The organism is Rahnella contaminans (genome assembly GCF_011065485.1).
Taxonomy (GTDB): domain Bacteria; phylum Pseudomonadota; class Gammaproteobacteria; order Enterobacterales; family Enterobacteriaceae; genus Rahnella; species Rahnella contaminans.
Genome location: NZ_JAADJS010000008.1, coordinates 55,472 through 78,493, shown reverse-complemented (window position 1 = coordinate 78,493; position 23,022 = coordinate 55,472). Strand labels below are relative to the sequence as shown.

Below are 23,022 nucleotides of genomic sequence, written 5' to 3'. Positions count from 1 at the left end.
GTTATGCAGATTTAAATCTGACGTCTTCCGGCTCCGGGCCAAAACGATTTGTGCCCGGTGTACCGGCGAAAGCGCCGCAGTCGATAATCAGCATGATGAAAATGACCGAAGGCACCAGCCGTCCTAATACCCAGCCCCACGTCTGCGGCATCGCCGCCGCCCAGTTTCCGGCCACCAGCATCCACGCCAGCACAAACAACAATGCCCACCAGGCCGACTTATTGCGGTCATGTAACCTTTTCACCAGCACCGCCGCCGTTGGCCACAACAGGACGACCAGCGCGAAACCCGCGGTCTGATAGGTAATCCATAGCTGTGCGGCAAAGAAGAAATCGGCGGCCATCAGAATCAGCCAGCTGATCATCCAGATCCAAAAATCGCGGCGGCCCAGGCGGCCGTTAAAAGAAAACAGTGCGTGCTGTAACGTCATTGACCGTCGGTTCCCTAAAAAACAATGAGAGGAAAATGTTAAAACAGGGCGAGTGTACCTGATGCACCGTGGCCGGGAGAATGTTTACGCACTCCTTTTGACATTGCCCCCCGATCACCGCTTTAATCGGTCTGTTGAAACAAAATAAGAAACGCCCTATGACTGTTGCTAAATCGATTTTACAACTGACTTTGCCCGTATTACTGATACTCGCGGGCCAGAACACAGCCCTTGCCGATCCGCCGGCTGACCATTCCGGCGCAGAAGAGATGCCGAAAGCCCCGTATCTTCTGGCAGGCGCACCGACATTCGAAACGACGCTGATTAACTTCCGCGCCAAATACAATGAAGCGAATCCGACCCAGCAGATCGGCGAATTCCGCGCAATCAGTGAATCCGCTAACAGCTCGCTGACCCGCGCGGCCAGCAAAATTAACGAAAATCTCTATGCCTCCACCGCGCTGGAAAAAGGCACAGGCAAAATCAAAACGCTGCAAATTACCTATTTGCCGATTCAGGGCCCTGAAGAAAAAGCCGCCCGCACGCTGGCTGTCAGCTATATGGCAAATCTGATGCGTCAGTTTGATGCCACCCTTTCGCCGGAACAAAGCGTGGCGAGAGTGACGTCCCTGATTGAAAAAGGGAAAGGTCAGCAGTTTTATAAACAGGAAGTTGGGGCGGTGCGTTTTGTGATTTCAGACAATGGCGAAAAAGGCCTGACGTTTGCCGTTGAGCCGGTAAAACTGGCGCTGGCCGAGCCCTGAGATGACGGTTTTTAATGACAAAAAGCAAAGCCTTTATGGTCAATGATCTCTATACTGTTGCACAGGTAATCTGCTTGTTTGGCAGAAATTTTAATCGACACTCGCGTCCCCTTTTGGAGGAAAAAACATGCGACATCCATTAGTGATGGGTAACTGGAAGCTTAACGGCAGCACCCACATGGTTAACGAACTGATTGCTGCTCTGCGTACCGAGCTGAGCACCGTTGTAGGTTGTGGCGTTGCAATTGCTCCACCAGAAGTTTACCTGTCACAGGCTAAACACGCTCTGGCCGGCAGCCGTATCGCGCTGGGTGCTCAGAACGTTGATGCTAACCTGTCCGGCGCATTCACCGGTGAGATCTCTGCCGACATGCTGAAAGATATCGGTGCGAAATACATCATCATCGGTCACTCAGAACGCCGCACTTACCACAAAGAAAGCGACGAGTTCATTGCTAAGAAATTTGGCGTGCTGAAAGAAGCGGGTCTGATCCCTGTTCTGTGCATCGGTGAAACTGAAGCAGAAAACGAAGCCGGTAAAACTGAAGCCGTATGCGCTAAGCAACTGGACGCCGTTCTGAACACTCTGGGCGCGAAAGCATTCGAAGGCGCAGTGATCGCTTACGAACCTGTTTGGGCTATCGGTACAGGCAAATCAGCGACCCCAGCTCAGGCTCAGGCCGTTCACAAATTCATCCGTGACCACATCGCTAAACAAGATGCTGCTGTGGCTGAACAAGTTATCATCCAGTACGGCGGTTCTGTTAACGCTGCTAACGCTGCTGAACTGTTCACTCAGCCAGACATCGATGGCGCACTGGTTGGCGGCGCATCACTGAAAGCTGACGCTTTCGCAGTGATCGTTAAAGCGGCCGCAGAAGCAAAACAAGCGTAAGCCTGTTCCTTCTGAGCGCAAAAACCCCGGCTTGCCGGGGTTTTTTATTGCCTGAAAACAGGATTAACGCTTGCTGATTTGGTCGAAAATCCCGTCAGTCGCGAAGTGATCTTTCTGCGCCTGAGCCCAGGTTCCTGCAACATCACCAATGGTGAACAGTTTCAGTTTAGGGAATTCAGCATCGAATTTTTTCTCAACAACCGGATCACGCGGACGATAGTAGTTTTCAGCTGCAATAGTCTGGCCTTCCGGTGAGTACAGGTACTTCAGATAAGCTTCTGCCACGGTACGCGTATCACGCTTATCGACCACTTTATCCACTACAGAAACCGTTGGCTCTGCCAGAATCGATTCGCTTGGCGTCACGATTTCAAACTTGTCTTTTCCAACTTCCTTAGTGGCCAGCAGCGCTTCGTTTTCCCAGGCAATCAGCACATCACCAATACCGCGTTCCACAAAGGTATTTGTCGCGCCGCGGGCACCGGAATCCAGCACTTCCACGTTTTTATACAGCGCTTTCACAAAATCCTGAGCTTTCGCTTTGTCATTGTTGTTGTGATGCAGGGCATAGCCCCACGCAGCCAGATAGTTCCAGCGCGCGCCGCCTGATGTTTTAGGATTCGGGGTGATAATCGATACACCCGGTTTGATCAAATCATTCCAGTCGTGAATTTGTTTCGGGTTGCCTTTGCGAACCAGGAATACGATGGTCGACGTGTAAGGGGCAGAATTGTCTGGCAGGCGGGTGATCCAGTTTTTATCAATACGGCCGCGTTCAGCGATAGCATCTACGTCATACGCCAGGGCGAGGGTCACGACATCGGCTTCAATACCGTTAATGACAGACGTTGCCTGCTTGCCTGAACCGCCGTGTGACTGGCGAACGGTCACGGTATCACCGGTTTTGCCCTGCCAGTATTTACTGAATGCTTTGTTATATTGCTCATAAAGCTCACGGGTTGGATCGTACGACACGTTCAGAATCTGAATGTCTTTGGCAATCGCCCCGGTTGCTACCAACAGTAATGCCAGACCTGCACCCCATTTACGCATACGCATCGCACTCTCTCCCAAAAATAGTTTTTATGGATTTCATTAATTTGATTGGATGAACAGAGCGTGCCAGAGAAAAAGAAAACAACTAAAGAATAAAAGGTTTTTTTCTATTACTTTCTGGAATAACCAGAAACAGGTCGAAAAAAAACCTCCCGTAAAGGAGGTTCTTATATTCAGGCAAGAAGCTGTTTTTAGAACAGTTTTTTAGCTGTATCGTACCAGTCTTCTTTGAACTTACTTTTCTTGTTCTCAGGAGAAATACACACAGAGATCAGTTCGTGAACCATTTTCTCGTTTTGAACACCGACGCAGTAACCGCCTTTGCCGTAGTCACGACCTTCTTCCATCAGCAGGTCTACCGCGTAAGCACCCATGCGGGACGCTAAAATACGGTCATAAGCAACCGGTGCACCACCACGCTGGATGTGACCCAGTACGGTGCCACGGGTTTCACGACAGGTTTCTTTCTCGATGTATTTAGCCAGCTCATCGATATCATCTAACTTTTCAGTGATGGCGACGATAGCGTGCTTTTTACCTTTCGCGATGCCGGCTTTGATTTCAGCAACCAGATCATCACGTTTGAATTCAACTTCTGGGATGGCGATAAATTCGCAACCACCGGCAATTGCCGCAGCCAGAGTCAAATCGCCGCAGTAACGGCCCATCACTTCAACGATAGAGATACGCTGGTGTGAAGAAGAGGTGTCACGCAGGCGGTCGATAGCTTCAACCACAGTACCCAGAGCAGTGAAGAAACCGATGGTGTAGTCAGTACCGGCAACGTCGTTGTCGATGGTGCCTGGCAGGCCGATACAACGAATGCCACCTTCTTTCGTCAGCAGGTCAGCACCGGCATAAGAACCGTCACCGCCGATAACGACGAGGCCGTCGATACCGCGATCTTTCAGGTTTTGCAGGGCAACTTTCCGCATGTCCGGATCGCGGAATTCAGGGAAACGCGCTGAACCCAGGAAAGTACCGCCACGGTTGATCATGTCTGAAACGCTGTAGCGGTCGAGTTCTCGCATGCGATTTTCGTACATGCCGAGATAGCCATCTTCAATACCGAAAACTTCCAAACCTGCGGATAACGCCGAACGCACAACGCCGCGGATCGCAGCGTTCATGCCCGGTGCATCGCCACCGCTTGTCAGTACACCAATTTTTTTGATCATGACTACCTCTGAACTTGTAGATGCAATTTCTTAAGAATCTTGAGCCTGCCCGTCGGCGGATTTAACTTTTGCAGCCAAAGGGCTTATTAGCGTTTGAGCCTATAGTATAACAAAACACCGTAGCTGAATTGATTCAAGTCAGCAAGAACACGCATACAACGCTCTGTACATCGCAATTTACTGATTCATACGGCTTTTACAAGATATTTCCGGTTGGTTACGCGCAGATTTCCATCTTGTTAATTTCCGGTTTTGTGAAACAATTCCAAATTGCGGACAAAAAAAACCCCACCTTTCGGTGGGGGAAGACAGGGATGGTGTCTATGGCAAGGAAAAACAGGGATCTTACTCGGTCGTGCTGGTACTACTCGTCTTCTGGGCAGAAGGGGGTTGTAAACCAGAAAGCTGCGCTTGCATCTCTTTCATGCGTTGCTCGTGCTTCCGGTTAAGTACATCTTTTTGCTCGGGAGACAGAAGATTAAACATCTGGTTGCGGATGCGGGCCATTTCGACCTGGCGGTCCACTTGTTCCTGAGCCATTAATTCGGCTTGAGCCCTTACAGCGGCCTGATTAAATTTTTCAGCGGTCACCAGCCTGTGCATAGTTTCCATCTGTTCTACATTTACATGAGGCAAATCTTTACGGGCCTGATGCATTAGGTCGCGCATTTGTTGGCGCTGTTGCTCGGTCAGATTCACACCATCAAACAGTGTGTTGCGTTCCTGAGGCTTATCCAACAACGTGCTATCATGTTCTGCTGGCATCGCCGACACTGGTTTTGCGCCATCTGCTAAAACGACACCTGAACTCAGCGTCAGAAGCGTGGCCAAACCAATTGAAGCTGCCTTAAACATCACATACTCCTAAAGTCTTTATCGCTCATCGCGAATCATTGAAAAGCAGTCTAAACCTGCTGCTGCAAACAAGCGTCAGTGCTTGTAAAAGTACGTAAAGTCATGGAATAGCGGCAATTGATGACGTATTTTGCGTCTAGAGGTAAATACAATGAATAAAATTTTGTTAGTTGATGATGACCGTGAACTGACTTCACTTTTGAAAGAATTACTCGAAATGGAAGGCTTTAATGTTGTGGTGGCTTACGACGGTGAGCAGGCATTAGAGAAAATCGATAATACCATCGATCTTCTGTTACTTGACGTGATGATGCCGAAGAAGAACGGCATTGAAACCCTTAAAGAATTACGCCAGCGCCACCAGACGCCAGTGATTATGTTAACCGCTCGCGGCAGTGAATTAGACCGTGTTCTCGGCCTCGAACTGGGTGCCGATGACTATCTGCCAAAACCGTTTAACGACCGTGAACTGGTTGCGCGCATCCGCGCCATGTTGCGCCGTTCCAATTGGAGCGAACAGCAGCAAACCAATGAAAATAATGGCTCGCCAACGCTGGAAGTCGACGGGCTGCAACTTAACCCCGGCCGCCAGGAAGCCAGTTTTAACGGTGAAGCGCTGGATCTCACCGGGACTGAATTTACCCTGCTGTATTTACTGGCAAAACATCTCGGACAGGTCGTTTCACGCGAGCATCTGAGCCAGGAAGTACTGGGTAAACGTCTGACGCCGTTTGACCGTGCCATCGATATGCATATTTCTAATTTGCGCCGTAAATTGCCCGACCGTCAGGACGGACATCCGTGGTTTAAAACCTTGCGCGGACGCGGTTATCTGATGGTTTCTGCTTCATGATAAACAGCCTTACGGCGCGTATCTTTGCCATTTTTTGGTTCACATTAGCGCTGGTGCTGATGTTGGTATTGATGGTGCCGAAACTCGATTCTCGCCAGATTACGCCGTTGCTCGATAACGAACAGCGGCAAGGCCTGATGATTGAACAACATGTCGAAGCCGAACTCGCCACGGATCCGGCTAATGACCTGATGTGGTGGCGCAGGCTGTTCCGCGCGATCGATAAGTGGGCTCCGCCGGGCCAGCGCCTGTTGCTGGTCACCAGCGAAGGCCGCGTCATCGGTGCGCAGCGCAATGAAATGCAGATCGTGCGTAACTTCATCGGGCAGTCTGACAACTCCGATCGTCCGAAGAAAAAGAAATATGGCCGCGTTGAAATGGTGGGGCCATTTTCTGTTCGTGACGGCGAGGACAACTATCAGCTTTACCTGATGCGTCCGGCCAGCAGCTCTCAGTCTGATTTTATCAATCTGATGTTTGACCGCCCGCTTCTTTTGCTCATCGTCACAATGCTCATCAGCGCTCCGCTTCTGCTCTGGCTGGCATGGAGTCTGGCGAAACCTGCACGTAAGTTGAAAAACGCCGCAGATGACGTTGCACGGGGAAATCTCAAACAACATCCGGAACTCGAAGCCGGACCGCAGGAGTTCCTCGCGACTGGCGCCAGTTTCAACCAGATGGTCAGCGCGCTCGAACGCATGGTGACCGCGCAACAACGGCTGATTTCGGATATCTCGCATGAACTCCGTACACCGCTGACGCGACTTCAGCTGGCAACCGCGCTGATGCGTCGTCGCCACGGTGAAGGCAAAGAGTTGCAGCGCATCGAGAATGAGGCGCAGCGTCTGGACGGAATGATCAATGACCTGCTGGTGTTATCGCGCAGTCAGCACAAAAATGAGCTGTCGCGGGAAACCCTGAAGGCCAACGAATTGTGGGCTGGCGTGATTGATGATGCGCAGTTTGAAGCTGAGCAGATGGGCAAAACCCTTGAAGTGACCTCGCCTCCGGGCCCGTGGAAACTCATCGGTAATGCGGCTGCGCTCGACAGCGCACTGGAAAACATTGTGCGCAACGCCCTGCGCTATTCACATCATCACATCGCGCTGAACTTCGCTCACGACAACGAAGGTATCACCATTACCGTGGATGACGACGGCCCAGGTGTCAGTGAAGAAGATCGCGAACAGATTTTCCGTCCGTTCTACCGGACTGATGAGGCTCGCGATCGTGAATCAGGCGGAACTGGCCTCGGGCTGGCGATTGTGGATACCGCCGTTCAGCAGCACAGAGGTAAGGTTAAAGCCGAAGATAGCCCGCTGGGTGGCCTTCGCCTGATTATCTGGCTGCCGCTGCACCAGCGTTGAGTTTCTGCTATTCTGCGTCCCTCTATCAGGGGGACGCATGCTTAACATCGTTTTATTTGAACCAGAAATCCCGCCAAATACCGGCAATATTATCCGTTTGTGTGCCAACACCGGATGTCAGCTTCACCTCATCGAACCGCTGGGTTTCGGCTGGGACGATAAGCGCCTGCGCCGTGCCGGGCTCGATTATCACGAATTCGCTCACATCAAACATCACCCAAACTACGACGCTTTTCTCAGCAGCGAAAATCCGCAGCGTCTGTTCGCTTTGACCACAAAAGGCACGCCCGCTCACAGCGGCGTCAGCTATCAGGATAATGATTTTTTGCTGTTCGGCCCGGAAACGCGCGGCCTGCCCGCTACAATCCTGGATGCACTGCCTGCCAGACATAAAATCCGTATTCCGATGCTCGCAGAAAGCCGCAGCATGAACTTGTCGAATGCTGTTTCTGTGGTGGTTTACGAGGCCTGGCGCCAGCTGGGATATCCGGGTGCTTTACTCAAAGAGTAAACCGGAAGAGAAAAAATGAAATGAACGATGGCATGCAAGAACATGCCATCGGAAATCTGTCAGATACCGTCGCCAAATTCAAAACCCTGCGCGATACCGTTGAAATGCTGATCCATATCCATTGAAGGTCGTTCACTTTCTGGCCGCCCGACGATGCGTGCAGGAACGCCTGCCGCCGTGGTGTGCGCCGGAACAGATTGCAATACCACAGAACCCGCCCCGATTTTTGCCCCTGCACCCACTTCGATATTGCCGAGAATTTTCGCGCCAGCGCCAATCATCACGCCTTCACGAATTTTCGGATGGCGATCGCCGACCGTTTTGCCCGTCCCCCCAAGCGTGACCGATTGCAGAATCGATACATCGTTTTCAACCACGGCGGTTTCACCGATGACAATCCCGGTGGCGTGGTCAAACATGATGCCGCAACCAATACGCGCCGCTGGGTGAATATCCACGCCGAAGGAGACAGAAATCTGATTCTGGAAATAAATCGCCAGCGCTTTGCGATCCTGCTTCCACAACCAGTTGCCGATGCGGTAAGCCTGAAGCGCATGAAAACCCTTGAGGTAAAGCAATGGCGTGGAGAATTTGTCGACCGCTGCATCTCGCTGATGCACCGCCAGAATATCGCGGGCAGCGGAGAGGATCATTTGCTCGTCATTGCGGTAGGCTTCTTCGACCACTTCACGAATCGCCATCGCCGGCATGATTGGGTTGCCCAGCTTGTTAGCCAGAATGTAGCTCAGCGCGCTGCCCAGTGTTTCATGTTTGAGTAACGTCGCGTGGAAAAAGCTGGCCAGCATCGGTTCACACTCAGCCAGTGCTCTCGCCTCTGATTTAATGTTATTCCAGACCAGTTCTAATTCTTCTAGCGACATCACTTTTCCTTACGACTTAGCAGGTTTTGATAATAAAAAGCCGCCCTGTCGGGAACCCAACAAGGTGGCTATGCTTCATGTCGCCTTTCAGTGGCTGTGTTTTTCGTCCTTGCTCGCACGGGCAAGCAGACTGATGGCCGCTTCACGGGCATCTTTACCGCAGTACAACACCTGGTAAATCTGTTCCGTAATAGGCATCTCAACGTTATTACGCTGAGCCAGCGCCCGTACTTCTTTCGTGTTGCGATAGCCTTCAACAACCTGACCGATAGTGTCCTGAGCAGTCTGAACATCTTTGCCCTGTCCCAGCATAATGCCGAAACGACGGTTACGTGACTGATTGTCTGTGCAGGTTAACACCAAATCGCCCAGCCCCGCCATGCCCATAAATGTCGCAGGATCAGCACCGAGTGCGGAGCCCAGACGGGTCATTTCGGCCAGACCACGGGTGATCAGCGCAGTTCGGGCATTCGCTCCGAAACCAATCCCATCGGACATACCGGCACCAATAGCGATGACGTTTTTAATCGCGCCGCCAAGCTGGACTCCGATAAAATCAGGATTGCTGTACACCCGGAAACTCTTGCCGCAATGCAGCAACTGCTGAAGATCTTCAGCGAAGCTCGCATCGGTGGCAGCCAGCGAAATCGCTGTCGGCATGCCGGCAGCCAGCTCCTTGGCAAACGTCGGCCCGGATACTACGGCCAGCGGAATGGCATCACCCAGCTCTTCACGCGCAACATCCTGCAACAAACGTCCGGTTTCCGCCTCAAGCCCTTTCGTCGCCCACACTACGCGCGCATCGGCCCGCAAATGCGGTTTCAGCTGACGCAATACGTCGCCAAATACATGGCTCGGCACGACAACCAGCACATTACGGCTGGCCGCTAACGCGACAGACAGATTGGTTTCGAGCAGCAGATTATCGGGGAACGGAACATCAGGAAGGAATTCCTGATTACAACGGGCTTGTTGTAAGGCATTGATGTGGTAGGGATTGTGTCCCCAGAGCACAACGGGATGACCATTTCTGGCGAGAGTAATCGCTAAAGCGGTGCCGTAAGATCCGGCACCGATAACAGTCATTGACGCATTGACGGTTTTCATCAGGCATCCTGATGCGGTTCAGCACCTTCGCCTTCAGCTTGCTGTTGCAGATAGTTCATGAACAGAGCGTCGAAGTTAACAGGTGCCAGGTTCAGTTGCGGGAAGGTACCGCGTGAAACCAGGCTGGTGATGCACTCACGCGCATACGGGAACAGGATGTTCGGGCAGTACGCACCCAGGCAGTGTGCCATCTGGTTGCCATCGATACCGGAGATAGTGAAGATACCACCCTGTTGAACTTCACACAGGAATGCAGTTTCGTCACCCAGTGAAGAAGTTACGGTCACACGCAAGACGACTTCGTATACGCCTTCAGCGAGCTGGCTGGAAGCCGTATCAAGATCCAGTTTCACTTCCGGCTGCCAGTCCTGCTGGAAAACCTGAGGAGCATTTGGCGCTTCGAAAGAAATATCTTTGGTGTAAATACGTTGGATCTGGAAAGCCATCTCGGTGTTGTTTTGTTCTGACATGTGAGTAGTACCCTCGGGTTAATAGTCCTTTTAAACACTTAATGAAAATACGCGGCTTGCGGCATTAACCCAGTAACGGGTCAAGGCCACCACGCGCATCAAGTGCATGTAAATCATCGCAACCGCCCACGTGCTGCCCGTCGATAAAAATCTGAGGAACAGTCGAACGACCGCTGCGGGCGATCATTTTTTCACGCGTATCTGCGTCACCATCAATAGCGATTTCATCAAATGAAGCGCCTTTGCTATTGAGCAGGGCTTTCGCACGATGGCAGTAAGGACAGGTTGCCTTGGTATAGATTTCAATTTTAGCCATGGGTTCCACCTCTGGGTCGTAGATTTTAGTGCCGTTGCGACGGGGTCTGAATCTTACTTACCGCGAACTAAAGGCAGGTTTTCACCGCTCCAGCCGCTGATACCTTCTTTCAACGTGAAAACACGTTCGAAACCTGCTGCGATCAGGCCTTCTGCCGCCGTGCGGGAAGTCTGGCCGGTGGCACAGACAACGATAACCGGTTGCGCTTTGTGCTTGCTCAGTTCGCCCAGATTATTGTTTTTAATGTCTGCACTCAGCACATTTTGGGATTCTGCGATGTGGCCTTTGCGGAATTCTTCACGCGCGCGAACATCGACAACAACAGCATCTTCTTTGTTGATCAGGCGGGTAGCTTCGCCACGCGTGATCTCTTTCACTTTAGAAAAACGTGTTTTAAAGGTGGTCACAATTACTGCAATCAGTAACGCAACCCACGCCAGGCTGAGAACCGGATGCGCACTGATGAATGGCATAATATCTTGCATGGGGTGTAGCAACTCCCGTCAGTTGGGGGAAAATTCAAGGCTTCAGAGTATACCTGCGCGTCGGCGCAAATACAGCCAGTATGCGCGGGCTAATGCCACAAACTGCGGCACATCCCGAAAAATTAACACGCCTTTATGCCGAAAGTTAACTCCCGCCGCGCTCCATCTTTGATCTCCCACGGCTATTCCCCTTTCAGCGCTGGGGTAAAATCAGCCCGCTTAAATGCACTTAGCCACGCCTGTTTTTTCACATCGAGCTGGCGAGCCTATTGAGCATTTCATCTTTCAAATTGAGGTCAATTGACATGTCGAGCAATAAAAAACCGATGGTTCTGGTTATTCTTGATGGCTACGGATTTCGCGAAGAACAACAAGATAACGCGATTCTGAATGCAAAAACCCCGGTCATGGATAAGCTGTGGGCGACTCAGCCTCACACCCTGATTGCTGCGTCAGGCCTTGACGTAGGCTTGCCTGATGGTCAGATGGGCAACTCCGAAGTGGGCCATGTTAATTTAGGCGCAGGCCGTATCGTTTATCAGGATCTCACCCGCCTTGATAAAGAAATCAAAGAAGGCGACTTCTTTGATAATAGCGTACTGACCGGCGCGGTTGATCGCGCAATCAGCGCGGGCAAAGCCGTTCACATTATGGGTCTGCTTTCCGCGGGTGGCGTTCACAGCCACGAAGATCACATTATGGCGATGGTCGAACTGGCTCACCGCCGTGGCGCAAAAGCCATATATCTGCACGCATTCCTGGATGGCCGCGACACGCCTCCGCGCAGCGCTGAAGCCGCGTTAAAACGTTTCTCAGAGAAGTTTGCAGAAATTGGCACCGGACGCATCGCATCTATCGTCGGTCGTTATTATTCAATGGACCGCGACAACCGCTGGGATCGCGTGCAACTGGCTTATGACCTGATGTCTCAGGCCAAAGGCGCATTCACCGCAGATAACGCTCTGGGAGGCTTACAGGCCGCTTACGCCCGTGACGAAAATGATGAGTTCGTGAAACCGACTGTGTTGCAGGCTGCCGGCGAAGAAACCGCGGCAATCAATGACGGCGACGCGATGATCTTCATGAACTTCCGGGCTGACCGTGCGCGTGAAATCACCCGGGCCTTCATCAACACCGACTTCGACGGTTTTGCCCGCGAAAAAGTGATCAGCTTCGGCGATTTTATCATGCTGACGGAATACGCCGCTGATATTAAAGCTGCATGCGCGTATCCGCCTGCATCATTGAAAAACACGCTGGGCGAATGGCTGATGGCGCATAAGAAAACTCAGCTTCGTATCTCCGAAACTGAGAAATATGCGCACGTAACCTTCTTCTTCAATGGCGGCATGGAAGATGCGTTTGAAGGTGAAGACCGCATACTGGTGAAATCACCAAATGTCGCGACCTATGACCTGCAACCGGAAATGAGTTCAGCAGAACTGACCGATAAATTGCTGGGTGCGATCGCCAGTGGCAAATATGACGCGATTATCTGTAACTACCCGAACGGCGATATGGTCGGACATACCGGCGTTTATGATGCTGCCGTCAACGCAGTAGAAGCACTGGATCATTGTGTTGCCCAGGTTGTTGATGCCGTGAAAGCCGCCGGTGGCCAGTTGCTGATCACCGCCGACCACGGTAACGCGGAACAGATGCGTGACCCGGCAACCGGCCAGGCGCACACAGCACATACCAGTCTGCCGGTTCCGCTGATTTACGTGGGTGGCAACGCGCAAGCAATCGAAGGCGGGAAATTGTCTGATATTGCGCCGACCATGCTCTCCCTGATGGGGATGGAAATCCCGGCCGAAATGAGCGGCAAACCGCTGTTTATCGCGCGTTAATTTCCGTTAAGAAAGCGAATTTAAGGCGTATCAGCGCAGGCTGGTACGCTTTTTTTGTTTGTGCATCAGCCGGTTGATTAGTGTTACGATAAGATAAGGGACAGCCATATTGTCTATCATCCACGGTCGACAAGCGGAAAAAAGTTTGAGCAAATTCATTCATTTCAGCCTGATGAGAACCCGCCTTTCCGCTCAGGACAAGGCCGTATCTGCCTTCCCATCTCCAGCCTTATTACTTTGCGCTTCATTGTTAACCCTCTCCGTGAGTGTGCACGCTGACGAAAACAAAGATCAGCTCAAAACCATTCAGCAGAACATTGCGGAAAAAGAGAAAAGCGTAAAGCAGCAGAAACAGCAGCGCGGAACGTTGCTGCAACAGTTGCAGGCTCAGGAAAAAACCATTGCTTCAGCCAGCACTCAGTTGCGCGGGACACAGTCGACACTGGCGACGCTGAACAAAGATATCGCCGGGCTGAATGCCTCTATCGATAAATTGCAAAAACAGCAGAAAACGCAGGAAGCTATACTTGCAAAGCAGCTGGATGCCGCATTCCGAATCGGCCAGCATAAAGGCCTGCAACTGCTGTTAAGCGGTGAAGAGACCGAGCGCAGCGAACGCATCATGGCCTATTTTGGCTATCTGAATGAAGCCCGCCAGAAAACCATCGAAGAACTCAAACAAACGCGTACAAAACTGGCAGAACAGCGGGTTTCCCTGCAATCGAAAGAAACTCAGCAAAAAAGCCTGTTAGGCGAGCAGCAGGCGCAGCAACAAAAACTTGAGCAGGCTCGTTCGGCGCGAAAACAAACGCTGACGGCGCTGGAATCCTCATTACAAAAAGATGAGCAAAGCCTGACAGAGTTGCGCGCTAACGAAGCCAGTTTGCAGAATAAAATTGCCGCCGCTGAACGTGCAGCAAAAGCCCGCGCCGAGAAGGAAGCGCGCGAAGCCGCCGCCGTCCGGGCGAAAGAACAGCAGGCGAAGAAAACTGGCACCACCTATAAACCGACCCAAAGTGAGCAATCACTGATGGCGCGTACCGGCGGCCTGGGAAGACCATCCGGACAGAATATGTGGCCGGTTAACGGTTCGTTGATACATCGCTTCGGCGAACAATTACAGGGTGAACTACGCTGGAAAGGCATTGTCATTTCAGCTCGCGAAGGCAGTGATGTCCGGGCTATCGCCGACGGACGTGTCATTCTGGCGGACTGGTTACAAGGCTACGGTCTGGTTGTGGTTATCGACCACGGCAAGGGTGATATGAGTCTGTACGGTTACAACCAGGACGCACTGGTCAGCGTCGGCGATCAGGTGAGAACCGGTCAGGCCATCGCGAAAGTGGGAAACAGTGGCGGACAAGGCCAGCCATCGCTGTATTTTGAAATTCGTCGTCAGGGCCAGGCAGTCAATCCACAGCCGTGGTTGGGAAGATAGCATTGCGATATAAAAAGTCCGTTTTAGCTGCCCTTTGTGGTACTGCGTTTTTCGTTTGTCAGGTTCAGGCAGCGAAATTATCCATCCTGATTGATGACTTTGGTTATCGCCAGCATGAGGAAAACCAGGTACTTCAGATGCCTAAAGCGGTATCGGTCGCGATTTTCCCCAATGCGCCAGATTCGCAAATTATGATGAATAAGGCACATCAGCAGGGCCGCGAAATTCTGATCCACCTGCCGATGGCGCCGCTCAGTAAGCAGCCATTGGAAAGAAATACGCTGACACCGTCCATGAGTGCCGCAGAGGTGAAGCGTATTGTCGATCAGGCCATCAGTAACATTCCGTACGCGATTGGTATCAACAATCATATGGGTAGCGCAATGACCTCAAGCCTGACGGGGATGGAAAACGTCATGCAGGCGATGAATGCTCATAACCTGTTCTTTCTCGACAGCATGACCATCGGCAACACGCAGTCCATGAAAGCCGCTCAAGGCACCCGCGTGAAAGTCATCAAGCGCAATGTCTTTTTAGATGATGTGCAAAATGAAGCCGAAATCCGCCGCCAGTTCGAGCGCGCGATTCAGTTAGCCCGCAAAAATGGTTATGCCATTGCCATCGGCCACCCGCATCCGACGACGGTAAAAGTGCTGCAACAAATGCTGCCAAATTTACCGTCAGATATTGTGCTGGTGCGCCCAAGTGATTTGTTAGATGAAGCCCAGCGCAGCGCGCCTTCGGGCAAACCGGTGAATATCCCGTCTGCCAAACCATCACGCAAAGGCATCAGCCAGTGCAAGATCAAACATCCTGTCCAACCCGTTTACGCCGGCAGCCTGTTTAACGCCGTGGGAGAAAGCCTGCAATCGCTGCCAGCCATTCAGTTCGTAGAGCGGCAATATGGGGTTTGGGTCAGCTTTGTTGAGAAACCAACCGCTGCGCCGGTGGTAGCAGAGCCAACTATTGCGCCTCAAAAATAACACTTCAGGGCCTCTTTGACACAAGAGGCCCCGCACATCAGTACGAGCAACCCATACTACCAGTCCAAAATCACTTTTCCTGAGTGGCCAGACCGCATTGCATCAAACCCTTTCTGGAATTCGTCTATCGGGAAATGGTGAGTAATCAACGGCGTGAGATCTAACCCTGACTGAATAAGCGCCGCCATTTTGTACCAGGTTTCAAACATTTCCCGGCCATAGATCCCTTTGATAAACAACCCCTTGAAAATCACCTGATTCCAGTCGATGGCCATTTCTGTGGAAGGAATGCCGAGCATGGCAATCCGTCCGCCATGATTCATTGCACTGAGCATGCTGCGAAACGCCGCCGGTGCGCCGGACATTTCCAGTCCGACGTCAAACCCTTCTGTCATTCCGAGTTCTTCCATGACGTCCGGCAGGCTTTGCTGACTGACATTGACCGCCCTTGTCACGCCCATTTTTCGCGCCAGCTCCAGCCTGTATTCATTCATGTCGGTGATCACCACATGGCGCGCGCCGACGTGTTTGCAAATCGCGGCGGCCATAATCCCAATCGGACCGGCACCGCTTATCAGCACATCTTCACCGACGAGATCAAAAGACAGCGCAGTATGCACCGCGTTGCCCAGCGGGTCGAAAATAGCCGCCAGATCATCAGAAATATTGTCCGGAATTTTGAACGCATTGAATGCAGGCAAAACCAGATATTCCGCGAAAGCGCCCGGACGGTTAACCCCCACGCCCTGCGCATTTCGGCATAAGTGCGTGCGACCGCCCCGGCAGTTACGGCAATGCCCGCAGGTGATATGGCCTTCACCGGAAACCCGATCGCCGATGCTGAAGCCTTTAACTTCCTGGCCAATGCCGACAACTTCGCCAACGTATTCATGCCCTACCACCATCGGTACGGGGATCGTTTTCTGCGACCATGCATCCCAGTTATAAATATGGACATCCGTTCCGCAGATAGCGGTTTTTCGGATTTTGATCAGCAAATCGTTATGGCCCATTTCCGGTACCGGCGCATCCGTCATCCAGATGCCTTCTTCACGTTTGAGTTTTGCTAAGGCTTTCATGAAAACTCCTCAGGCGATCACGCCAAGTTTTTTGCCAATACAGGTAAAGGCTTCAACCGCCTTTTCGATTTGTTCCGTGCTGTGCGCCGCAGACATCTGAGTACGGATACGCGCCTGCCCTTGCGGCACTACCGGATAAAAGAAACCGGTGACATAGATGCCTTCCTGCTGCAAAAGCGCGGCAAATTCTTGCGCTAAACGGGCTTCGCCGAGCATGACAGGAATGATGGCGTGATCGGCGCCGGCCAGCGTGAAGCCTGCTGCGGTCATTTTTTCACGGAACAGTTTGGCATTACTGAGCAACCGTTCGCGCAGTTCACTGCCTTCCTCGAGCATGGAGAGGACTTTCAGCGAGGCGGAAACAATCGAAGGCGCTAAAGAATTGGAGAAAAGATAAGGACGTGAACGCTGGCGTAACCAGTCAATGACTTCCTGACGTGCTGCGGTATAACCGCCGGAAGCGCCGCCCAGCGCTTTGCCGAGCGTACCGGTGATGATATCTACCCGCCCCATCACGTCACAATATTCATGAGTACCGCGTCCTTCGGTACCGACAAAACCGACAGCATGGGAATCGTCGACCATAACCAGCGCATCAAAACGTTCCGCCAGATCGCAAACACCTTTCAGGTTAGCAATTACACCATCCATGGAAAATACGCCGTCGGTTGCGACCAGAATATGCCGGGCACCGTCATCTTTCGCCTGCTGTAAACGGGCTTCGAGTTCGTCCATATTATTGTTGGCATAGCGATAGCGTTTCGCTTTGCACAACCGGACGCCATCGATTATTGATGCGTGGTTAAGTGCATCCGAAATAATGGCGTCTTCCTCACCCAGCAGCGTTTCGAATAAACCACCATTAGCATCAAAACAGGAGGAATAGAGGATTGCGTCGTCCATACCGAGAAAATCAGCCAGACGATGTTCGAGTTCTTTATGGGTATCTTGTGTACCGCAGATAAAACGCACCGACGCCATACCAAAACCATGGCTGTCGAGCCCCTCTTTCGCGGCCCGGATCAGCTCCGGATGATTCGCTAATCCAAGATAGTTATTCGCACAGAAATTGATGACCGGCTTACCGCCCGCGACAGACACTTCGGCTTGCTGAGGCGTCGTTAAAATGCGTTCTTCTTTAAACAATCCATCAGCCCGCGCCTGATCAAGCTGGTCTTCCAACTGCCGATAAAACGAAACAGACATACAGTATTCTCCTGAAATGACTCATTCACGGAATACATTACTAATCTGGATATGAAATAACGATGGAACTGCTCACAATATCTTTGTTTTGCAGCATAGTTCACGCCTTACGGTCTGAAACACAAGAATGCGTGTTATCGGACACCTTCTCAATGTGAGCTTCATAATGAAGTGTTATGATATTACCCAATTACAGGCTGCGCATGGTGCGCGGTTCTTAAAATGATTAAAGGTGGATCCCATGATTATCGTCACTGGCGGTGCTGGTTTTATCGGCAGCAATATTATTAAATCGCTCAATGATATGGGATACCGCGATATTTTGGTGGTTGATAACCTGAAAGACGGCACCAAATTCGTCAATCTGGTTGATCTGGATATTGCGGATTATTGCGACAAAGAAGATTTTATTGCCAGCATCGTAGCAGGCGACGATTTGGGTGATATTGACGCCATTTTCCACGAAGGCGCCTGTTCGTCCACCACCGAGTGGGACGGCAAATACATGATGGATAACAACTATCAGTATTCAAAAGATATCCTGCACTATTGCCTGGATCGCAGCATTCCTTTCCTTTACGCCTCTTCTGCCGCCACTTATGGCAGCCAGAGCACCAGCTTTGTAGAAGACCGTAAATACGAACAACCGCTGAACGTCTACGGTTACTCCAAGTTCCTGTTTGACCAGTATGTTCGCGAAATTCTGCCTCATGCGGATTCACAAATTTGTGGTTTCCGTTACTTCAACGTCTACGGGCCGCGTGAAGGCCATAAAGGCAGTATGGCCAGCGTTGCGTTCCATCTGAACAATCAGATCAAAGCCGGTGAAAATCCGAAATTGTTCTCAGGCAGCGAAGGTTTCAAACGCGATTTCATCTACGTGGGTGACGTAGCCGCCGTGAACCTGTGGTTCTGGCAGAACGGTGTTTCCGGTATTTTCAACTGCGGGACGGGCCGTTCAGAATCCTTCCAGGCCGTTGCAGATGCCGTCGTTGCTTACCACAAATCTGGCGATATCGAATACATTCCTTTCCCGGAAAAACTGAAAGGCCGTTATCAGTCCTTTACACAGGCCGATATGACCGCGCTGCGTAACGCCGGTTACGACAAACCGTTCAAAACGGTTGCTGAAGGCGTAACGGAATACATGAGCTGGCTTAACCGCACAGTATAAGTCCGCTGATTGAGGAATGGATTAACGGTATGAAAATACTGGTAATTGGGCCGTCATGGGTCGGTGACATGATGATGTCACAAAGTCTCTACCGCACGCTGAAAGCAGCGCATCCGGAAGCGCAAATCGACGTGATGGCACCTGCATGGTGCCGTCCTTTACTCGACCGGATGCCGGAGGTGCGTCAGGCTCTGCCGATGCCGTTAGGCCACGGTGCTCTGGAACTCGGTGAGCGTCGCCGTCTGGGCATTTCACTTCGTGGCGAACAATATCAGCGCGCCTTCGTGCTACCTAACTCGTTCAAATCAGCACTGGTTCCGTTCTTTGCCCGCATTCCTCAGCGTACCGGCTGGCGTGGCGAAATGCGTTATGGCCTGCTCAATGACCTGCGTGTTCTCGATAAAGCCGCCTTTCCTCTGATGGTTCAGCGCTATGCCGCGCTGGGCTACGACGCGCCACAAATCCGCACCGCTGCCGACCTGCCGCAGCCGATTCTCTGGCCGAAATTACAGGTGTCAGAAGCGGAAGTGGCGGCGGTTAAAATCTCATTTGCCGTCAGCGATAACAGGCCGCTTGTGGGCTTTTGTCCGGGTGCAGAATTTGGCCCGGCAAAGCGCTGGCCGCACTATCATTACGCCGCTCTTGCCGAAAAACTGATTGGCGAAGGCCAGCAGGTGGTGCTCTTTGGTTCTGCGAAAGACCATCAGGCGGGCGAACAAATACGCCAGTCTCTGACGGAAGGCGCCCAGCCTTTCTGCCTGAATCTGGCGGGAAAAACGTCGCTGGATCAGGCTGTTGTAATGATTGCCGCCTGTCAGGCCGTCGTCAGCAATGACTCAGGGCTGATGCATGTAGCGGCCGCGCTGGATAAACCGCTGGTTGCTCTGTACGGGCCGAGCAGCCCGGATTTCACCCCGCCTCTCAGTCATCGGGCCAAAGTTATCCGCCTCATCACCGGCTATCATAAAGTCCGCAAAGGCGATGCCGAAGAAGGCTATCACCAGAGTCTGATCGATATTCAGCCGGAACAGGTCTATCAGGAATTAAGTCAGCTACTGAATTCGGGGAAGGAGCAGTAATGCGGGTTCTCATCGTCAAAACATCGTCAATGGGTGACGTCCTGCATACTCTCCCGGCACTGACGGATGCCATGCAGGCTATCCCTGGGATCCGGTTTGACTGGGTCGTGGAGGAAGGTTTCACTCAAATTCCCGGATGGCATCCGGCGGTAGACCGCGTTATCCCGGTAGCCATCCGGCGCTGGCGCAAAAACTGGTTTGGTTCCGAAACCCGCCAGCAACGTTGTGATTTCAAACGTGAAGTGCAGTCACGAACTTACGATGCCGTCATCGACGCACAAGGCCTGATCAAAAGCGCGGCACTGATTACCCGTGTCGCAAAAGGCGAAAAGCACGGTCAGGATTGCAAAAGTGCCCGCGAGCCTTTTGCCAGCTGGTTTTACAATCAACGTCACGAGATCGATAAAAAACAGCATGCCGTCGAACGCACCCGTGAGCTTTTCGCAAAAAGTCTGGGCTATCAAAAGCCGGCGACTCAGGGCGACTACGCCATCGCCGCACGCTTCCTTTCACATCCATCGCAAGATGCTGGTCAGTATCTGGTCTTCCTTCACGCCACTACTCGCGCTGATAAACACTGGCCTGAAGAGCACTGGCGCGAACTGATTGGCCTGCTCAGTACGCAGAATATCCGTATCAAACTGCCGTGGGGCGCGGAACACGAATATCAGCGTGCGCTGCGACTTGCAGAAGGTTTCCCTTTCGTTGAAGTATTACCCAAATTAAGCCTGCAAAATGTGGCCGAAGTGTTGGCAGGGGCAAAGGCTGTCGTTTCAGTCGATACCGGCCTGAGTCATCTGACTGCCGCACTGGATCGCCCAAATATCACGCTTTACGGCCCGACAGATCCTGGGCTGATCGGGGGATATGGGAAGAATCAGTTTATTTGCCGCCCGCTATCCGGGAATCAAATGGCGGACATTCTTCCTGAACAGGTAAAAACACTGCTCGATAAGGAGGCCGGTTAATCGTGGGATCTTTTTTCAAACAGATTTACCGATACACGCACCCGCGGTCATACAGGCACAATGAAAATTTATGGCCCTATATGAAAATAGGCAGAGCGCGTTCGGGGGAAATAACTAAACTCGAATATCGCGGCCAGTATGTACCCATAGCCGATCTTTCCTCCTTAAAAGGAAAGTTTTCCGGGCCGGTAATGCTGACTGCCACCGGGCCTTCCGTAAAAGAAATTGATTTTACCCAACCCCCTCTCCCGATTCCGGCTTTTGGCGTTAACGGAGCCTGGTCGCTGAGCCAATTTTTTGAATTCTCGTTTTACGTTATCGTAGACATGGGATTCTTCGATAAAAAGCCCGAAATCGTAGCTAACATTATTGCCGCACGTAATTTGACCTTATTTACGACGGCGCATGGCATAGCCAGAATCGTTGATCGCTTCGGATTAAAAAATATTCAGTGTACATTAGCGCTTATCGAAGATGCTGCTTGTAGAATTTACCAGCCTGCACTCAAACCTCATGAGCTAAAAGGTTTTTATGTTGTTAAAGAGAGCTCAGCTGAGTTTGCTCCGGACCGCGCAGATATCGGTTTTTCAACGGATATCCGGCAGGGGATTTTTGATGCCGGTACCGTGATTTACTGGGCATTACAGATTTCCCTGTATCTTGGTTTTACCGAACTGTTTATCGCAGGCCTGGATATGAACAACTTTGATAAACCCCGGTTTTATGAAAGCCAGAGCGATATGCAACCCACGAACCTTAAAGGTATTTTCACAAACCTTGTTTTACCTGCATTTCAACATGCCAGCTTATTACTTAAAGATAAGAAAATAAGAGTTGTTAATCTTTCAGTCAATAGTGCTATTCCAGACTACATTTTTGAAAAGGTTTCATATAATGATGCATTTTTTAAGAAGAATTAATGCAGAGCATCTTTATTATTTATTCTTTACATTGTTTCTTTTCTTCAGTGCAATTTTTTGCGGCTATACAAGATCGACCAACCTTTTCCATTTATCGGGAATAGTTTTCCTTTTCCTAATTTTCAGAAACAAAACATTTCGCGATACCCTTCTGCATAAAAAACAGATGCTTTATGGGCTGCTTTTTTGCTCAATTTATCTGTTGTATTTTTCGCTGAGCACCCTTTGGGGAGACATCCCGTCAAACCTTGAGTCAGCGTTAACACACAGTTTATACATTCTGATCTTTGTCGCCATGGTCGCGAAAATATTAAGCAGCGAGAAAAGAGAGATTGCTCTGGCAGCGATAATTTTCGGATTTGTTGCTTTGGCGCTTTTCTTAATTGTTGTTGATTATCAAAATTTACTGACCAACCGACTGATGAGCCCAATATCTCCCGGCCCGAGTAATGTCATCGATGTCGGCGGATACTTTTCAATCGGGATAATTCTCTCATTGCTGGCGTTCAAAGAGAGTAAGAAACCTGTGTTTATCATCACAGCCTCTATACTTTTCATCGCATTATTACTCACTCAAAGCCGCGGGCCCTTTATTGCTCTGGTGATCTCGCTGATCGTCACGTCACACTATAAAATTCTTTCCAGGAAAAACGTTTTAATTGCAGCCATCGCACTGGCCGTTGTCATTACAGCCATGTCATATATTGGCATTACTGAGATGGTCATTGAACGTTTTCAGGAGTTGTCATCGCAGGTTTACTTACGTCTCAGTATCTGGCGACATACGTTTGAAGTGATCTCTCCTGACATTGTTTTCGGTTACGGTTTTGATAAGAGTCTGAATTTCATTAATTACAGTGGCGAACACATCACAACGACACATAGCTTGTATCTTGGGAGCATGCTGAAAGGCGGGTTGGTCGGTGTCATTTCACTTCTGATGCTGCTGAGTTATATCGCTTACAGGGCGTTATGTTACATCAAGGAAGAAAGACGTTTTGAGGCAGCTATCTTCATATTCATGCTGATCTTTTATGTTTCGCAGGGAATGTTCAATATCAGTAATCCCAGCGAAAGCTGGTACTTATTCTGGTTCCCGATAGGTGTTTTGCTGGCCGGAGAAATAAAGAAAGCCCGATAGTAAATGGCGAAACAGA

General features: G+C 51.0%; 24 protein-coding genes. 13 read left to right on the top strand and 11 right to left on the bottom strand.

Going from position 1 to position 23,022, the window contains the following annotated elements:
- Window position 1: 1 nt before the first annotated feature.
- Entirely contained in the window at window positions 2-430 is a 429-nt protein-coding gene (locus GW579_RS22745) for a DUF805 domain-containing protein (RefSeq protein ID WP_165062026.1), read from the bottom strand.
- A gap of 158 nt (window positions 431-588) precedes the next feature.
- On the opposite strand from GW579_RS22745, the gene GW579_RS22740 reads away from it, so the two are divergent.
- Complete coding sequence (locus GW579_RS22740) at window positions 589-1,194, top strand: DUF1454 family protein (RefSeq protein ID WP_165062024.1); 606 nt, start codon at window positions 589-591, stop codon at window positions 1,192-1,194.
- 127 nt (window positions 1,195-1,321) lie between these two features.
- Window positions 1,322-2,089 (top strand): triose-phosphate isomerase, encoded by a 768-nt coding sequence (gene tpiA / locus GW579_RS22735; protein ID WP_104923984.1) that lies wholly within the window; start codon window positions 1,322-1,324, stop codon window positions 2,087-2,089.
- Between the two features lie 63 nt (window positions 2,090-2,152).
- Here the strand turns inward: tpiA and GW579_RS22730 are convergent, their stop codons facing one another.
- The 3 genes from GW579_RS22730 to cpxP all read right to left on the bottom strand — a co-directional run bounded on the left by GW579_RS22730 (window position 2,153) and on the right by cpxP (window position 5,178).
- Window positions 2,153-3,142, bottom strand: coding sequence for a sulfate ABC transporter substrate-binding protein (locus GW579_RS22730; protein ID WP_165062058.1), 990 nt, complete (start codon window positions 3,140-3,142; stop codon window positions 2,153-2,155).
- Window positions 3,143-3,336: 194 nt separating this feature from the next.
- Window positions 3,337-4,323, bottom strand: a complete 987-nt coding sequence (gene pfkA / locus GW579_RS22725; RefSeq protein WP_152325016.1) for a 6-phosphofructokinase — start codon at window positions 4,321-4,323, stop codon at window positions 3,337-3,339.
- 345 nt (window positions 4,324-4,668) lie between these two features.
- Entirely contained in the window at window positions 4,669-5,178 is a 510-nt protein-coding gene (gene cpxP / locus GW579_RS22720; RefSeq protein ID WP_152325015.1) for a cell-envelope stress modulator CpxP, read from the bottom strand.
- Between the two features lie 151 nt (window positions 5,179-5,329).
- On the opposite strand from cpxP, the gene cpxR reads away from it, so the two are divergent.
- The 3 genes from cpxR to trmL are packed head-to-tail and all read left to right on the top strand — an operon-like array spanning window position 5,330 to window position 7,909.
- Window positions 5,330-6,031, top strand: a complete 702-nt coding sequence (cpxR, locus tag GW579_RS22715; RefSeq protein ID WP_013577597.1) for an envelope stress response regulator transcription factor CpxR — start codon at window positions 5,330-5,332, stop codon at window positions 6,029-6,031.
- Window positions 6,028-7,398, top strand: a complete 1,371-nt coding sequence (cpxA, locus tag GW579_RS22710) for an envelope stress sensor histidine kinase CpxA (protein WP_152325014.1) — start codon at window positions 6,028-6,030, stop codon at window positions 7,396-7,398. Before cpxR ends, cpxA begins: the two co-directional genes overlap by 4 nt.
- 37 nt (window positions 7,399-7,435) lie before the next feature.
- Window positions 7,436-7,909, top strand: a complete 474-nt coding sequence (trmL, locus tag GW579_RS22705; protein WP_152325013.1) for a tRNA (uridine(34)/cytosine(34)/5-carboxymethylaminomethyluridine(34)-2'-O)-methyltransferase TrmL — start codon at window positions 7,436-7,438, stop codon at window positions 7,907-7,909.
- A 59-nt stretch (window positions 7,910-7,968) separates the two neighbouring features.
- Here the strand turns inward: trmL and cysE are convergent, their stop codons facing one another.
- From cysE to GW579_RS22680, 5 genes are all read right to left on the bottom strand, one after another.
- Complete coding sequence (gene cysE / locus GW579_RS22700; protein ID WP_101079904.1) at window positions 7,969-8,790, bottom strand: serine O-acetyltransferase; 822 nt, start codon at window positions 8,788-8,790, stop codon at window positions 7,969-7,971.
- Between the two features lie 87 nt (window positions 8,791-8,877).
- The gene (gene gpsA, locus GW579_RS22695) at window positions 8,878-9,897 is read right to left on the bottom strand and encodes an NAD(P)H-dependent glycerol-3-phosphate dehydrogenase (protein ID WP_165062022.1); all 1,020 of its coding nucleotides are present in this window, start codon (window positions 9,895-9,897) and stop codon (window positions 8,878-8,880) included.
- Window positions 9,897-10,367 (bottom strand): protein-export chaperone SecB, encoded by a 471-nt coding sequence (secB, locus tag GW579_RS22690; RefSeq protein WP_013577602.1) that lies wholly within the window; start codon window positions 10,365-10,367, stop codon window positions 9,897-9,899. The genes gpsA and secB overlap by 1 nt, the downstream gene beginning before the upstream one ends.
- A 64-nt stretch (window positions 10,368-10,431) precedes the next feature.
- Entirely contained in the window at window positions 10,432-10,683 is a 252-nt protein-coding gene (gene grxC / locus GW579_RS22685; RefSeq protein ID WP_101079906.1) for a glutaredoxin 3, read from the bottom strand.
- Between the two features lie 53 nt (window positions 10,684-10,736).
- Entirely contained in the window at window positions 10,737-11,168 is a 432-nt protein-coding gene (locus GW579_RS22680) for a rhodanese-like domain-containing protein (protein ID WP_152325009.1), read from the bottom strand.
- A 305-nt stretch (window positions 11,169-11,473) separates the two neighbouring features.
- Here GW579_RS22680 and gpmM point away from each other — a divergent pair, with 305 nt between their 5' ends.
- The 3 genes from gpmM to GW579_RS22665 all read left to right on the top strand — a co-directional run bounded on the left by gpmM (window position 11,474) and on the right by GW579_RS22665 (window position 15,439).
- Complete coding sequence (gene gpmM / locus GW579_RS22675) at window positions 11,474-13,018, top strand: 2,3-bisphosphoglycerate-independent phosphoglycerate mutase (RefSeq protein WP_165062020.1); 1,545 nt, start codon at window positions 11,474-11,476, stop codon at window positions 13,016-13,018.
- 172 nt (window positions 13,019-13,190) lie between these two features.
- Window positions 13,191-14,456: a murein hydrolase activator EnvC gene (gene envC / locus GW579_RS22670; RefSeq protein ID WP_206739029.1), complete on the top strand. Its 1,266-nt coding sequence runs from the start codon at window positions 13,191-13,193 to the stop codon at window positions 14,454-14,456.
- A 2-nt stretch (window positions 14,457-14,458) separates the two neighbouring features.
- The gene (locus tag GW579_RS22665; RefSeq protein ID WP_165062016.1) at window positions 14,459-15,439 is read left to right on the top strand and encodes a divergent polysaccharide deacetylase family protein; all 981 of its coding nucleotides are present in this window, start codon (window positions 14,459-14,461) and stop codon (window positions 15,437-15,439) included.
- A 56-nt stretch (window positions 15,440-15,495) separates the two neighbouring features.
- On the opposite strand, the gene tdh is transcribed toward GW579_RS22665, so the two are convergent.
- Together tdh and kbl are read right to left on the bottom strand one after the other, a co-directional pair.
- On the bottom strand, window positions 15,496-16,518 hold the full coding sequence (gene tdh / locus GW579_RS22660; protein ID WP_152325001.1) for an L-threonine 3-dehydrogenase: 1,023 nt from the start codon (window positions 16,516-16,518) through the stop codon (window positions 15,496-15,498).
- Between the two features lie 9 nt (window positions 16,519-16,527).
- Window positions 16,528-17,724, bottom strand: a complete 1,197-nt coding sequence (kbl, locus tag GW579_RS22655; RefSeq protein WP_165062014.1) for a glycine C-acetyltransferase — start codon at window positions 17,722-17,724, stop codon at window positions 16,528-16,530.
- A gap of 241 nt (window positions 17,725-17,965) precedes the next feature.
- Between kbl and rfaD the strand changes: the two genes are divergently transcribed.
- From rfaD to GW579_RS22630, 5 genes are read left to right on the top strand one after another with little or no spacing between them, the layout of a single operon-like run.
- Window positions 17,966-18,898: an ADP-glyceromanno-heptose 6-epimerase gene (gene rfaD / locus GW579_RS22650; RefSeq protein WP_101079915.1), complete on the top strand. Its 933-nt coding sequence runs from the start codon at window positions 17,966-17,968 to the stop codon at window positions 18,896-18,898.
- Between the two features lie 29 nt (window positions 18,899-18,927).
- Window positions 18,928-19,977 carry an ADP-heptose--LPS heptosyltransferase RfaF gene (gene rfaF / locus GW579_RS22645; RefSeq protein WP_152324998.1) on the top strand — a complete coding sequence of 350 codons (1,050 nt, stop codon included), beginning with the start codon at window positions 18,928-18,930 and terminating at the stop codon, window positions 19,975-19,977.
- Window positions 19,977-20,945 carry a lipopolysaccharide heptosyltransferase RfaC gene (gene rfaC, locus GW579_RS22640; protein ID WP_165062011.1) on the top strand — a complete coding sequence of 323 codons (969 nt, stop codon included), beginning with the start codon at window positions 19,977-19,979 and terminating at the stop codon, window positions 20,943-20,945. Before rfaF ends, rfaC begins: the two co-directional genes overlap by 1 nt.
- A 2-nt stretch (window positions 20,946-20,947) precedes the next feature.
- Window positions 20,948-21,865, top strand: a complete 918-nt coding sequence (locus tag GW579_RS22635; protein ID WP_152324995.1) for a sugar glycosyltransferase — start codon at window positions 20,948-20,950, stop codon at window positions 21,863-21,865.
- Complete coding sequence (locus tag GW579_RS22630; RefSeq protein ID WP_235937450.1) at window positions 21,840-23,006, top strand: O-antigen ligase family protein; 1,167 nt, start codon at window positions 21,840-21,842, stop codon at window positions 23,004-23,006. The genes GW579_RS22635 and GW579_RS22630 overlap by 26 nt, the downstream gene beginning before the upstream one ends.
- Window positions 23,007-23,022: the final 16 nt, after the last annotated feature.

Bases quoted from the DNA above. Each gene is read 5' to 3' on its own strand.
- GW579_RS22680 (WP_152325009.1), bottom strand. From the start codon at position 11,168: ATGCAAGATATTATGCCATTCATCAGTGCGCATCCGGTTCTCAGCCTG.
- kbl (WP_165062014.1), bottom strand. From the start codon at position 17,724: ATGTCTGTTTCGTTTTATCGGCAGTTGGAAGACCAGCTTGATCAGGCG.
- secB (WP_013577602.1), bottom strand. From the start codon at position 10,367: ATGTCAGAACAAAACAACACCGAGATGGCTTTCCAGATCCAACGTATT.
- tdh (WP_152325001.1), bottom strand. From the start codon at position 16,518: ATGAAAGCCTTAGCAAAACTCAAACGTGAAGAAGGCATCTGGATGACG.
- gpmM (WP_165062020.1), top strand. From the start codon at position 11,474: ATGTCGAGCAATAAAAAACCGATGGTTCTGGTTATTCTTGATGGCTAC.
- cpxA (WP_152325014.1), top strand. From the start codon at position 6,028: ATGATAAACAGCCTTACGGCGCGTATCTTTGCCATTTTTTGGTTCACA.
- GW579_RS22745 (WP_165062026.1), bottom strand. From the start codon at position 430: ATGACGTTACAGCACGCACTGTTTTCTTTTAACGGCCGCCTGGGCCGC.
- cysE (WP_101079904.1), bottom strand. From the start codon at position 8,790: ATGTCGCTAGAAGAATTAGAACTGGTCTGGAATAACATTAAATCAGAG.
- GW579_RS22740 (WP_165062024.1), top strand. From the start codon at position 589: ATGACTGTTGCTAAATCGATTTTACAACTGACTTTGCCCGTATTACTG.
- grxC (WP_101079906.1), bottom strand. From the start codon at position 10,683: ATGGCTAAAATTGAAATCTATACCAAGGCAACCTGTCCTTACTGCCAT.
- cpxP (WP_152325015.1), bottom strand. From the start codon at position 5,178: ATGTTTAAGGCAGCTTCAATTGGTTTGGCCACGCTTCTGACGCTGAGT.
- GW579_RS22630 (WP_235937450.1), top strand. From the start codon at position 21,840: ATGATGCATTTTTTAAGAAGAATTAATGCAGAGCATCTTTATTATTTA.
- tpiA (WP_104923984.1), top strand. From the start codon at position 1,322: ATGCGACATCCATTAGTGATGGGTAACTGGAAGCTTAACGGCAGCACC.
- gpsA (WP_165062022.1), bottom strand. From the start codon at position 9,897: ATGAAAACCGTCAATGCGTCAATGACTGTTATCGGTGCCGGATCTTAC.
- rfaC (WP_165062011.1), top strand. From the start codon at position 19,977: ATGCGGGTTCTCATCGTCAAAACATCGTCAATGGGTGACGTCCTGCAT.
- rfaD (WP_101079915.1), top strand. From the start codon at position 17,966: ATGATTATCGTCACTGGCGGTGCTGGTTTTATCGGCAGCAATATTATT.
- envC (WP_206739029.1), top strand. From the start codon at position 13,191: ATGAGAACCCGCCTTTCCGCTCAGGACAAGGCCGTATCTGCCTTCCCA.
- rfaF (WP_152324998.1), top strand. From the start codon at position 18,928: ATGAAAATACTGGTAATTGGGCCGTCATGGGTCGGTGACATGATGATG.
- GW579_RS22730 (WP_165062058.1), bottom strand. From the start codon at position 3,142: ATGCGTAAATGGGGTGCAGGTCTGGCATTACTGTTGGTAGCAACCGGG.
- trmL (WP_152325013.1), top strand. From the start codon at position 7,436: ATGCTTAACATCGTTTTATTTGAACCAGAAATCCCGCCAAATACCGGC.
- cpxR (WP_013577597.1), top strand. From the start codon at position 5,330: ATGAATAAAATTTTGTTAGTTGATGATGACCGTGAACTGACTTCACTT.
- pfkA (WP_152325016.1), bottom strand. From the start codon at position 4,323: ATGATCAAAAAAATTGGTGTACTGACAAGCGGTGGCGATGCACCGGGC.